Genomic DNA, 11,933 nt, shown 5'->3' with positions numbered 1-11,933 from the left:
CCCACGTGTCCGATTCTGGAGAATCGGACATCCGAACACCAAATTCAACACCCCACATGTCCGATTCTGGGGAAACGGACATTCAAAGGGCGATTTCGGATGTCCACGTGTCCGTTTCTGGCGAATCGGACACGTGAAGTGTGTTTTTGTGATTCCAGATGTCCGATTCCCCAGAATCGGACATTCATGGAGTCAGGCGAACGAGCATATGGCAATCAGGCCGGACCCGAATGCAGCCACGCACCAACCAGCAATCGCAGTAAGAGGAGGCATCCGCCGACCTCCGAACCATGTTTCAAGCAGAACGATCCTAGACATCGCAAAACAGAAACAAACAAACATATCGACGGTCAGAAGCCGACGGATGGCACGGCACAAGACGAACGCAATCAGTAGGCCTTGCAACGGAACCCGCTGAACGGCGACCGCCGTCGAACCGGTTCGAATGGAACGCCCGCCGCCTGCAATCGCTGCCGCAACTGCCCACGATCGCGCACATGTTCCATCTGGAATCGCACAACATCAACCCGCAGCATATTCAACTGCGTCTCACGATCCTTCTCACGCAAAATCACGTCGATCGAATCGCCTTGCCCCATCATGGATGGGTCGACATACTTCTGCCTACCATCCAGCTCGCCCACGACGAGACTGCCATCGTCACGCTCCCATAGAAAATCGGCGCGAATCTCGCCACCACTCAATGGGCTCACAAACGTGGCCTGCATCCGCGGCCGACATGCGCCGACCTCCAGAATCGCGGCCAACGCGGTCGCCTCACCGCCATTCTCGCATGCGGGATCAGCATGTTCCGCAACGTACCTGGCGCGCGGAATGCCGCTAATCCGCTTCCTGCCGCGGGCATATTCCCGCAGCCGATGTTGCGGCAAACCAGACAATCGCAGACCCGTGCAGCACACGACCATCGCATGCTCAAAATCAAGCATGCGGCCGCAATCCATCATCGTGTCCATTTCCGCGGTCACCCGCATGCCGTCCACGGTTTTCACCGCCGGCATATCCTTGTAAAAATGGGCGATCACATAGCCATGGCGCCCCGCCTGCGAACGTTTCGGCACCGCAATGTGCACGTAACGCTGCAGTTTGATGGTGGTGGTGAATCCCAACGCGCCCGCCGCGGACGGGCCGCACAGCACCCAGCCGGGATGCGTATGGCACACGGTCCGCAACGCCCACGTGATGCGTTGCGCGTAGGGCAGCGATTCCCATTTCGCGGCGGCGATGTACATGCCTTTGTACGGCATGACGACCTCCCCCGTTTTCAGACGTCGCTGGAATGCCCGGCGATCCTTGTCTCGCTTCGGCACCGCCAAGCGACGGCGCGCGTACGCTTGGCCAAGCATGGTGTCGACCCTCTGCTGCGCATTGGTTCGACGGGGTTTCTTTTGCTGTTTTTTCTGCGATTTTTTCTGCGATTTCGCGGTTTGCTGCCGCGATTGCATGTGCGTTTGTGTCTTCATATCCATGCGCACAAAGTAGAGGCCGCAGACGAATGTCCGCCACCTGGAACAGGGGTTGTGGTCGGAGAACGTGAGTTATCCACAGGCTCCGGGCGTGTCGCGAGCGATGAAGCACGAAGATGGTACGCAAGGGGGGAGCTTTTCATCTTCATCCGCTTTATGCGCGTCTGATTCTGCAGAAACGGACATCCAGATCACAGAGCCCATACCTTAGATGTCCGATTCTGCAGAATTGGACACTATTTGTTGGTTTACCGCCGCCTGGCCTCCTTGACCAATGGCACAATGATGCCCACAACGCCACACAGCACGCCGCCAATCGGCCACGGGACCCAGAACACCCTCATCCACGCGTCACCGCCACTGCCCGCCACGCCAAGAAAAAGCATAAGCAACGCGACAACAGTCGATACCAACATGATCACGCCACAAATCGCACCAGTAAGTCTGCTGTAAAATTTGTCCGACTCGCTCATCGTCGGGTGCGGCACGGGACGTCCCTCGCGCACGCTTTCCTCTTCGGCTTCACGATTGTATTTGTCCACATCCATCTTGTCATGCGTCATCGCGGACATGATGAAACAGAACACCGCCACGGCCACGCAAGCCAGCAGAACGCTATCCGGCCACCCTGCGTCTCCGTCGGCAACAAGCTCGCCACAAAACACTCGCACGCACACGCCCGCCAAAATCAGCACGGTACCAATCGCAACACCAATCGCCAATATGACCGACGCGCGCGATTTGTCCTCTTCCGTATAAAAATCCTGTACGTACGGATGACGACGACGGAAATCGCCATGCATGATGCCGGCCGGTATCAGCAAGGCAAGGCCAATAATCGCGCCGACCAACGTACATATAGTGACCAGCACGTCGTTCAACGGCGATGGCCCCAAAATGGACCCTTCCGGCGAAAACAGCATGCCGGCCGCAACGCCGAGGATGATCGAGGCCACACCAATCGCAATAAGCCACGCAAAACGCCTCATATGACTGTCATAGCCAACCACATCCTGCACGATATTTCGGGGCACGTTTTGCGGAATGTCCACCTCATCTCGCATGTCCGATTCTGGAGAAACGGACAATTGAACACCGGATTTGGCACCCTGTGTATCCGATTCCCCAGAATCGGACATTCCTGCGGCCGGCGATGCCGTAAACCCGATTGCCCCCGGAACCGCGCCAGCAGCATCGCCCACCATCCCAACCGACGTGGCCACACCGGTCGTATCAGCAGCCAAGTCCATGTGTTCCACACCCCCACAGCCAGCCGACGCGCGCACATCACCCATGACCAGCTCGTCCAACGTCACGCCGAACATGTCACAGATCATCAGCAGCTTGTCCATCTCGGGGTATGCCTTCTCGGACTCCCATTTCGAAATCGCCTGTCGGGAAACGCCCATCAACATCGCCAGCTGTTCCTGCGTCATGTTGCGTGAACCGCGCAGGTACTGCAGATTTTTCTTGAAGCTCATATTCGCCCTTTCATCGGGTTTCTCATCTCGCATATTGCGATCGCCTACGATTGCCGAACAACAGCTTGTCACGGAAGTCTCGTTCCACGCCACCATCTTGCGGTTGCATCGCGATCCGCAACCGGTTTTCGCGACGCAACCGGCGGTTGCACAGGACGATTGCAGTCGCCGTATGGCCGCCGAAATCTATCAGCGACATAAAAATCCCTTGGAATTCCAATAATTCCAAGGGATTTGAGTGGAGCGGATGACGGGAGTCGAACCCGCCTTTAAAGCTTGGGAAGCTTTCGTTCTACCGATGAACTACATCCGCAGAATGTGCCTTTTGGGCACGAGTTCACAGTTTAGCATGCCGTGGGCGCACATGCGAGCATAGACCGCTATGCGGAAAACCAGACTCCTTCGGCAGCTTCGCGGCCCAATGGGTTCAGCCGAAATATCCGCCTGACGTGGGTCGTTGTGAATAATCGCGGGAATAGCCGCCATCCGCGCCATATTGTGAGCCGTACTGCGCCCCGAACCGCGGCCCGCCCTGCGCGCCCGCACCGAACGCGGCACTTTGATGGATGTCCGAAGCGGCGATGCCACTCGTCGCATATCCACCAGCCAAATACCCTGACTGCACACCCTGCTGGCGCATCTCCTGGCTCATCTGCATCAACCGTGCGATGCGATCCGAAGTCGGAGGATGTGTGGAGAACAGCCTGGAAAAGCCCTCGGCAGAAAACGGATTGGCGATCATCATCGCGGCCATCGACTGCGTTCCAGCGGTCTTGGCCATCGGCATGGCAGCCGCTCCGCCGGAAATCTTGCTCAACGCGGAAGCGAGCGCCTCCGGATCCTCCGTCAATTTGGAACCATCCTCGTCGGCATCGTATTCACGCGTGCGGGAAATCGCCATCTGAATCAGCGAAGCCGCAATCGGCGCGAGAATTGTGCTCAGCAGCACGCCGAGCAATCCCAAACCGTCGGACGCCGAATCGTCGCGGTCATCGCGGGAACGTCCACCACCGAAATACATGAGCGAATAGCCGAGATACGAGATCACAGTGGCCATGGCGGAGGCGACGGCGGACGTCAGGATGTCATGATTGTAGACGTGCATGAGTTCATGGCCGAGAACGCCGCGGATTTCGCGTTCGTTGAGTATCTGCAGGATGCCTTGCGTGCAGCAGACCGCCGCGTGACGCTCGTTACGTCCCGTTGCGAAAGCATTGGGGCTCATGGTTGGGGCGATGTAGATGCGCGGCATCGGCTTGCCCGCCTTCGCCGACAATTCGCGGACGATCTTGTACAATACGGGGGCTTCCTGCTCGCTTACCGGCTGCGCATGCATGCTAGCGATCGCCAGTTTGTCGGAAAACCAGTAGGAGACGAACGTCGAGCCGAGTCCGATGAGAATGTAGTAGCCGAGCGTGCCTTGGCTGGCGCCGGTTGCCCACCAAATGAGCATGATGACGCCCCACATCAACGCGAACAACAGCGTTGTCTTCAAGCCGTTGCAATGGCCGTGCACCTGCAATTTGCCGTTCATGGGCACCAGCGTAGAAACGCAGACTGGGATTTTGCTGGATGCAAGCTGAAGGGTGGTTTGGCGGGATGCCGCAAACCCTACCTCGCACGTCCGATTCTCCAGAATCGGACACTCAAGCACCCAATTCAACCGCCTACGTGACCGATTCCCCAGAATCGGACACGTGGAGTGCCGAAGTTTACGAAAGTCCGCGAACGGCAAACAGAAGGCTGCACGCGTACGAGGGAGCCCACATATGAGCAACGCACCGCAGGCAAAATGCGCGAACAGCAGAACCAACAATGCAAGCAGGAAACAAGCAGTATTGCAAACAAACGGAAGTAGCGTCAGGAAGGGAACGTGCCATCGCCGCACGCGCACCCCTGCATAAAAAGCACGCGCTATCCCTGCATATCGCCCGAATGCACCGCGTCAAGCGCGCCAATCAAACCGGTCAGCAAATCGTTGCGATCGCAGGCGTCCGTCAACACGGCAAGCACATAAGCACCCGACTGCGAGGCCACGATCCCCGCGTCGTTCAGCGAATAATAGCCCCCTTCGCCGGCGATCCAGCCAGCCTTCGTATACACGGTGTTCGTATCGCCCAGCGCCGCATGAATGTTGGAATTTCGCGAATCCGTCATCTCACCAGCCAACCATTGCAACGATTCCGGCGCGACGCCCTGTGCCCCCGACGTCTGACCTGCGAAGAGGAATCCGTATCCGGCGGTCCACAGTTTGGCCATGTCCCTCGCGGAACTGAACATGTATCCGCCGCGCTCGGGAGTCATCCTGGATGAAACCCCCTGCTGCTCGGCCCATGTGTTGAACAGATCAAGCCCATACGTCTGATAGAACCAGTCGTAGGCATCGTTGTCGGAATCGCGCAGCACCACATCGACCTTCTGCTGGATCGCGGCGGCCTGCGGATCGGAAGCCTGGTACACGGCGTTCAAATCGACGGTACCCGTTGAAAACAGCGACATCAGATACGGCGCCTTCGCCGAGGATGCCGAATAAATCTGCGTATCCGCGTTGTATTCGATCGTGCGTCCCGTGGCAATGTCGGCGAGCATGAATGACGTGGTATATCCGCCGTTTGCGAAATTCGCGAGCTGCGCCTGCACCGCCGCCTGCGATTCAGCGCTCAGCGTGAAACCCTGCGTCGTGATCGCGGGACTGCCGTCCGCCGCGGAAATGGCATCCTGCACGGCTTGCAGCGACACCGGCGTCGCGTTCTGCTGATTTGCGTTTCCCGACGCGTTGTTCGACGCCGCGGTACCGGAGGTTTCGCTCGGCGACATGGCGTGGGCCGATTCCTCGAATCGCAGGTTCGCAAGACCCGCGCCGGCCGCGACGCAGACCAAGCAGGTAAGGAGCAGGCTGGCTACGACGGATACGGAATAGCGGCGCGCGTTCTTGCGCTTGACGTGCTTTCCGAAATTCATATCGACCTCACGACCCTAGACATTCGCAGCATTCGCACCAATGGTCCTTGCGATGCTGCCACGCACCGCGTTCCATCCGCGAAAGTTTACCGCAACAACGCGAATTTTGGGGTTATGTGACAAATCCCTCCACAATGTCTGACGGCAGGCGCGTGCGATATCCAAGCCGATACCCCCCCCCCATAGAAAATCAAACCGATACCACAAACGTCCGATTCTGGAGAATCGGACACTCAGACGGTAAAAATGACGCCTTGGGCGTCCGATTCTCCAGAAACGGACACTCAAGGCGTCGGAAAGGTGCCGGACAGGCATCAGAAAAGTGTCAGAAAGGTGCCAGGAAGACATCGGGGCGGCAATCGGCTGCGCGGGGCAACCCCACACACACCGTCCCTCAAACCGGGCGATCAGGCATGCGCCAGCGCGCGCATCTGCTCCGGGTCGATGACCTTCTTGTGCTCGCGGCCTTCCTTCGCGCCCTCGGCACGTTCGAACGCGTCGACCTTCTTCCAGCCGGCGAAATCGATCGGCTTGACGCCGCGGGATGCGAGCAGGCGGTCGATGGATTCCGGATCGCGGTCAACCGCCACGTGACCACCCTCGGCGGCCTTGGACAGGTCCTCGAGCATGTTGGTGACGATGAGCAGCGCGTCGGACTTGGTGGATCCGATCAGGCCGACCGGACCACGCTTGGCCCAACCGGTGGCGTACAGACGCTCACGCACCTGCGCGCCCTCGCCGGACGCCTCGGTGGTGATACGGCCGTCGCCATTCGCGTTAGCCAGGTGAGCACGGCGATCGTCGTATGCGATGCCCGGTGCGGAAGCCGGCTTGTAGCCGATCGCATGGTACACGGCCTGCACCGGATACTCCTCGAATTCGCCGGTACGGGACATCTTGCCGTCCGCGGAAGTCGTCGTCTTCTCCACGCGAATCGCCTTGACCTTGCCATCCTCGCCCAGCACTTCGACCGGCGCGGAATTGAAGTGGATGTAGTACTTGCGATCCGCCGGATTGCCTTCGAAATCGGTGTCTCCGTCGTCCTCCATGTCTTCGGCCATCTCACGGATGGCGAACAGTTCCTCGACCATCTGACGGGTCAGCTTATCCTTGCCGGCCTCCTCGATGGTGTCGTCGTCCAGATCGAAATCGTCCTCGTTGATGATCAGCTGCACACCCGGCAGCTTCTCCATCTCGCGCAGCTCCTGCACGGAGAACTTGGCCTGGGCCACGCCACGGCGGATGAACAGGTGCAGGGTCTTCGCCTTGTTGGCCTTGATGCCCTCGTACACGTTGTCCGGAATGTCGGTTTTGGCCTTGAGATCGTCGGCGTTGCGCATGAGCTCGCGCGCCACGTCCATGGCTACGTTGCCGCCGCCGATCACGGCGACCTCTTCGGCATCGAGCGGCCATTCGCGGGCGCCGGTCGGATAGCCGTCATACCATTCCACAAATTTCGCGGCGCCGTACACGCCGTCCAGATCCGATCCCGGCAGGCCGAGCGGCTTGTCCTCCACCGCGCCAGTAGCGAACAGCACGGCGTCGTAGCGTTCGAGCAGCTCGTCGAGCGTCACGTCCTTGCCGAATTCCACGTCGCAGTACAGATGGATATCCGGGTTGTCGAGGGTCTTCTCGAGCGCGGACGCGATGAATTTGATGGACGGATGGTCGGGAGCCACGCCGTAGCGCACCAGGCCGAACGGCACCGGCAGCTTTTCGAACAGGTCGATGCGGGCCTTGGTGCCCAGTCCCAGCTCTTCGCCGAGCTTGCCCAGCTGGCGCAGGAAAATATCGGAAGAGTAGACGCCTGCGGGACCGGCGCCGATTACAGCAATACGAAGTTCGTTGGTTTCGCTCATATGTTCCAGCCTAATATATTCCCTGCATTTCCAACAGGGGGCATTACGATTCCGCCGTATTGCGGCTCTTCCATATTGCGGTCACGCGTGCGGCAGCGTGCGGTACACGTCCGACCGCACGTACACGGCGATGTCGGAAGACGTGACCCATGTTTTCCACGGCACGTGCTGGCTGGCGACGACGATTTGCCGGTAATCGCCCCTCTTCAATCCGAGCCGATGGAAGAAATATTGCGGAAAATCGGTGTCGCCGATAAGGAATTCCGGTGCGCCTTTGGCGGCACAGCTTGCGATTTCGCGGTTCATCTGCGCCCGCGACGGCACCTGGTTCGGCACGAACGTGCGGCCCTCGTACGTGCAGTCCAGCAGATTGCGCGCGAAGTACGGATTTGCCGCGATCGCCGGCCAGCTGTAGCGGTGCGTGTCTTCCATGCGATTCGTGTGCGTGCCGTCGGGCCAGGTCGTGTCGGGAAGATACCGCCAGAACGACACCCAACGGTCGTGTTCGAGGTTGTTGTTGCGCACGAACGTGGCCAGCGCGCGACCGGCTGAATAGTCGTAGCGAATGTCGCATGCGATCGCGGCGGCGGTCTACACCAGACTTGGCAGCAGCGCCACGACGATTGCGATACGGGCGATGTGCGCGACGCGGACGGCGTGCGTGGCACAGGCGGCGCGCAGCGAACGCGAAAGAGGCGTCGGCAGTGGAATATCGGCGATTCCGAGGGCCTTGTCTTGCACGTTGATCCACAGTTGCACGACGAACAGCGCGAAGATGATGCCGATGTGGTGCATGCTGAGGTATTTCGTCGCGCACAGGCTCAGCAGAACATACGTGACCAACAGCAGATCGAGGTTCTTGCGGCGCAACGCGACCCGTGCCAGCACGCTCCAAATCGCCAGTGACAGCGCCACGCACAACGCAATCGCAAGAACGCCCATTGCAGACCATGCAGGGAAACATCGCCCGCAAAAGCGGTGAACATGCTTTCGGCGGGCAGCACCGTCCAGAACAGCGCGAATTGCGCGATCGGCGGATTACCGCCGGGATCCTGCACCGCGCCGAACGTGTCGGAGCGCGGCAGGACGCACGCCGTCAATACAAGACCGACAGCCAGCAATACCATCCAAGCCGCGAACCGGGCGGGATTGCCGAAAAGCCCGTCACGTACGGCAGGACGGCCTGTTGCGCCCCGAATCGCACGCACTATCCAAACCAATGCGAACGCGCATGCCAGCGCAATGCCGTAACTGCTGGTGCAGCACAGCAGCACGAACGCGGCCGTCAATCGCCATGGGTGTTCATCGCGCGATTTCCAGCAGGCCGCGATAACGAACAACGCGCAGCACATCAACGCGTAGGGCCGCAAGGTGACGCCGTATTGGTAGCACAGAAAGTAGGTGAACGGCAGCAGCACAACGGCCAGCCGGGACAGTGGTGCGCGGAAAACCAACAATCCGCACATTAATGCCGAACAGACCAGCTCAACCCCTTTCAACCCCCATTCATATGGCACGCCCAGCTTCGCCGGAATCGACAGCAACAGCCACCACAGCGGCGGATGGCCTTCGTAATGCGGGCGGACGAGCAGCAGGTCTCGATAAGAGCAATCCCTGGCAATAAGCCACGATTGCGCCTCGTCGAACCACGGCTCGTGGAACGCCATCGTGACGATGACCACCGCAAGATACACGGCGAACACCACCACACGGTAATGCCGTCGCAGGCAGTCAGCAACCGTATTCATAGATAACCCCATCCTCCGCGCCCCACGCGTTGAATATCCCCCATCAGTAAGCCATAAGCATAATAACGCACATGCGACCACGGTACGGCACTGTGATGCGCCTCTCAAACATCCCACGGGGAACCTTCGGCAAACCTATGATGAACCTTCGGAAATCCGCCTGTCTCACCGCCCCATCGCAGTCACGCTCTCGGCGTCCGATGCTTTCAGAATCGGACGCACGCGGCACGTACAATCGCAACTGGTTTTCGAAAAACCGCGGCGACGACAGACAAAACCGCAATCGCGGCAACGGCACACGGCGAGTACGATGACATCCGGCTTCCGTGCACAAGGACAAGCATGCAGAGACACGCACATAGAGATACGCGCCGGCAGATAACACGCAGCAGAAAGGCAACCATGCGCATTCACATCACGTATACCGGCGGCACCATCGGTATGGTCGAGTCACCGAACGGTCTGATTCCGGGCGCCGACATGCGCGGTTGGCTGCACAGGCTGATCACGGACGCGCATTTGGATCCGGACCTGTTCTCGTTCACCGAACTTGATCCGCTCATCGATTCATCGAACGCGACGCCGGACAATTGGCAGGCAATGATCGACGATCTGCATTCGCACCGCGACGAGGCCGACGCGTTCGTGGTGCTGCACGGCACCGACACGATGAGCTATTCGAGCGCCGCGCTGTCCTACGCGCTGGCCGGTTTCGGCAAGCCGGTGATTTTCACCGGATCGCAGCATCCGCTCGGCAAGATCGAGTCAGACGCCACCGCGAACGTCACGGGCGCGCTGAACGCCGCGATGAGCGGACGTTTTCATGGGGTGGGACTGTTCTTCGGGCACCACCTGTTCGCCGGCAACCGTGTGAGCAAGTCGTCAAGCTGGGCGTTCGAAGGCTTCTCAGCGCCGTCCACGGGCCCGCTGGCGCGCACCGGCACGCCGTGGCATTGGTATGCCGGCAGTGCGCTGTCCGGCGAAGGGTGGAAGAATCCGAAACCGTACACACGGCATGACGTCGCCGTGATCGACATGGCTCCCGGCATTTCCGCCGCGCGGTTGGGCGCGATGCTCGAACCGCGTCCGGAAGCGGTGCTGCTGCGCGCGTATGGCGTCGGCAACGTGCCCAGCGACGAGCCGGGGCTGACCGATGTCATCGCCGACGTGCTGCACGACGGCGTGCCGGTCGTCATCGCATCGCAATGCCAGCAGGCGGAAGTGTTGCTCGGCCATTACGAGACGGGCGATGCGATCGCGCGCGCCGGAGCGATCGGATCGGGTGACATGACGTTGGAAGCCACGTATGCGAAAATCATGTTCCTACTGTCGCAGGGCGTGGACGCGGCCGATTTTGGCACGTGGATAACGCGTTCCATCGCCGGGGAGATCTCCCCCAGCTCGCTGTAATATGACAATATGAAGAGCACGAGAGAAGAGAAGAAGAAATCTTCATCGCATATGCGAGATTGGCATTTCGAGCTTCTGCGACTTGTGTCGATGTTGCTTATTGTTGCCACACATTTTTTTGCAGCCGACAACTGGCCTGTCCGTACGGATTCCGCTTTAACGCAGACATAGGGCGCTTCTATACAGATTGCCTCATCCATGATCGGGCAGGTCGGCGTCGCGCTATTTATGTTAATTTCCGCCTATTTCCTCGCATTCAGCACGTCTAATCCATGCACTCGATTAGTTAAACCCTGGACGCAAGTTTTCATATACTCCTTTGGATTACTTGTCTTGTTTTCGCTTATACAGGACACGTCGATAGTACCGAAACAGTATCGAATTCCGATTCACGCTGGCGCTTTCATCTCTCACGCTTTACCCATCATATTCAACGAATATTGGTTCGTCAGCGCATACTTCGTGGTGGTGCTTCTAGCACCCTTCACCAATAAACTATTGGATTCCCTCTCATTCCATCAATCAATCGTGATAACGCCCGAATTCTTGCGCACTTTCGGATTCCGGCCCTGACGTAAGAGGGCATGGCCCGCGTCCTGTGTACGATTTTCATTCGCCAAAACAAAAAACCGCGATTGGAAGCCAGGAGACGGAACCATGCCCGAGAACATCATACAGATCGACCAGAACCTGCTCGAGACCAGGCTCGACCGGCTGATCACCGAGAAGATGACGCAGATCCTCAACGCGATGCTCGACGCCGAGGCCGACGAGATCACCGGGGCCGCCAGATACGAGCGCAGCGGGGGACGGAAGGCGTACAGGGCCGGCCACTACGAACGCAAGCTCACCGCCAAGGCCGGCAGGCTCGAGCTGAAGGTGCCGAAACTCAAGGGCGCCCTGTTCGAGTCCGCGGTGATCGAACGCTACCGGCGGCGCGAGCAGAGCGTCGAGGAATCCCTGATCGACATGTACCTGGCGGGCGTGAGC

11 protein-coding genes and 1 tRNA gene are annotated in these 11,933 nt (G+C 59.2%); 2 read left to right on the top strand and 10 right to left on the bottom strand.

The annotated features are described in order from the left end of the window. Positions 1-389: 389 nt before the first annotated feature. The 10 genes from OU26_RS09020 to OU26_RS10575 form a co-directional block, all read right to left on the bottom strand. Entirely contained in the window at positions 390-1,487 is a 1,098-nt protein-coding gene (locus OU26_RS09020) for a hypothetical protein (RefSeq protein WP_241435495.1), read from the bottom strand. 245 nt (positions 1,488-1,732) lie between these two features. Then, the gene (locus tag OU26_RS10705; RefSeq protein ID WP_026647167.1) at positions 1,733-2,965 is read right to left on the bottom strand and encodes a helix-turn-helix transcriptional regulator; all 1,233 of its coding nucleotides are present in this window, start codon (positions 2,963-2,965) and stop codon (positions 1,733-1,735) included. Between the two features lie 22 nt (positions 2,966-2,987). Next, positions 2,988-3,194: a hypothetical protein gene (locus OU26_RS10155; protein ID WP_152571365.1), complete on the bottom strand. Its 207-nt coding sequence runs from the start codon at positions 3,192-3,194 to the stop codon at positions 2,988-2,990. Positions 3,195-3,204: 10 nt separating this feature from the next. Continuing rightward, positions 3,205-3,278 (bottom strand) — tRNA-Gly (locus OU26_RS09005). Between the two features lie 114 nt (positions 3,279-3,392). Further along, positions 3,393-4,499, bottom strand: a complete 1,107-nt coding sequence (gene htpX, locus OU26_RS09000) for a zinc metalloprotease HtpX (protein WP_026647168.1) — start codon at positions 4,497-4,499, stop codon at positions 3,393-3,395. Positions 4,500-4,879: 380 nt separating this feature from the next. Then, a complete protein-coding gene (locus OU26_RS08995; RefSeq protein WP_026647169.1) occupies positions 4,880-5,926 on the bottom strand; it encodes a serine hydrolase in 1,047 nt (348 codons plus the stop codon). 407 nt (positions 5,927-6,333) lie between these two features. Next, positions 6,334-7,785, bottom strand: coding sequence for an FAD-dependent oxidoreductase (locus OU26_RS08990; RefSeq protein ID WP_026647170.1), 1,452 nt, complete (start codon positions 7,783-7,785; stop codon positions 6,334-6,336). Positions 7,786-7,866: 81 nt separating this feature from the next. Then, complete coding sequence (locus tag OU26_RS10585; RefSeq protein WP_237743806.1) at positions 7,867-8,310, bottom strand: hypothetical protein; 444 nt, start codon at positions 8,308-8,310, stop codon at positions 7,867-7,869. Between the two features lie 66 nt (positions 8,311-8,376). Next, positions 8,377-8,673: a hypothetical protein gene (locus tag OU26_RS10580; protein WP_237743805.1), complete on the bottom strand. Its 297-nt coding sequence runs from the start codon at positions 8,671-8,673 to the stop codon at positions 8,377-8,379. Further along, positions 8,607-9,533: a hypothetical protein gene (locus OU26_RS10575; RefSeq protein WP_237743804.1), complete on the bottom strand. Its 927-nt coding sequence runs from the start codon at positions 9,531-9,533 to the stop codon at positions 8,607-8,609. The genes OU26_RS10580 and OU26_RS10575 overlap by 67 nt, the downstream gene beginning before the upstream one ends. Positions 9,534-9,935: 402 nt before the next feature. Here OU26_RS10575 and OU26_RS08980 point away from each other — a divergent pair, with 402 nt between their 5' ends. Together OU26_RS08980 and OU26_RS08970 are read left to right on the top strand one after the other, a co-directional pair. Next, positions 9,936-10,943 (top strand): asparaginase, encoded by a 1,008-nt coding sequence (locus tag OU26_RS08980; RefSeq protein WP_026647171.1) that lies wholly within the window; start codon positions 9,936-9,938, stop codon positions 10,941-10,943. Positions 10,944-11,600: 657 nt separating this feature from the next. After that, positions 11,601-11,933, top strand: a 333-nt coding sequence (locus OU26_RS08970; protein WP_033499107.1) for a transposase, incomplete at its 3' end; no start/stop codon positions are given.

The sequence above is a fragment of the Bifidobacterium ruminantium DSM 6489 genome (assembly GCF_000770925.1).
Classification (GTDB): Bacteria; Actinomycetota; Actinomycetes; order Actinomycetales; family Bifidobacteriaceae; genus Bifidobacterium; species Bifidobacterium ruminantium.
Note: the sequence above shows the minus strand (reverse complement) of the source record. Positions and strands in the feature narration are given on the sequence as shown.

What these genes read in the sequence shown, in the direction of transcription:
- OU26_RS09020 (WP_241435495.1), bottom strand. Translation starts at nt 1,487, where the DNA reads ATGGATATGAAGACACAAACGCACATGCAATCGCGGCAGCAAACCGCG.
- OU26_RS10705 (WP_026647167.1), bottom strand. Translation starts at nt 2,965, where the DNA reads ATGAGCTTCAAGAAAAATCTGCAGTACCTGCGCGGTTCACGCAACATG.
- htpX (WP_026647168.1), bottom strand. Translation starts at nt 4,499, where the DNA reads ATGAACGGCAAATTGCAGGTGCACGGCCATTGCAACGGCTTGAAGACA.
- OU26_RS08995 (WP_026647169.1), bottom strand. Translation starts at nt 5,926, where the DNA reads ATGAATTTCGGAAAGCACGTCAAGCGCAAGAACGCGCGCCGCTATTCC.
- OU26_RS08990 (WP_026647170.1), bottom strand. Translation starts at nt 7,785, where the DNA reads ATGAGCGAAACCAACGAACTTCGTATTGCTGTAATCGGCGCCGGTCCC.
- OU26_RS10575 (WP_237743804.1), bottom strand. Translation starts at nt 9,533, where the DNA reads ATGAATACGGTTGCTGACTGCCTGCGACGGCATTACCGTGTGGTGGTG.
- OU26_RS08980 (WP_026647171.1), top strand. Translation starts at nt 9,936, where the DNA reads ATGCGCATTCACATCACGTATACCGGCGGCACCATCGGTATGGTCGAG.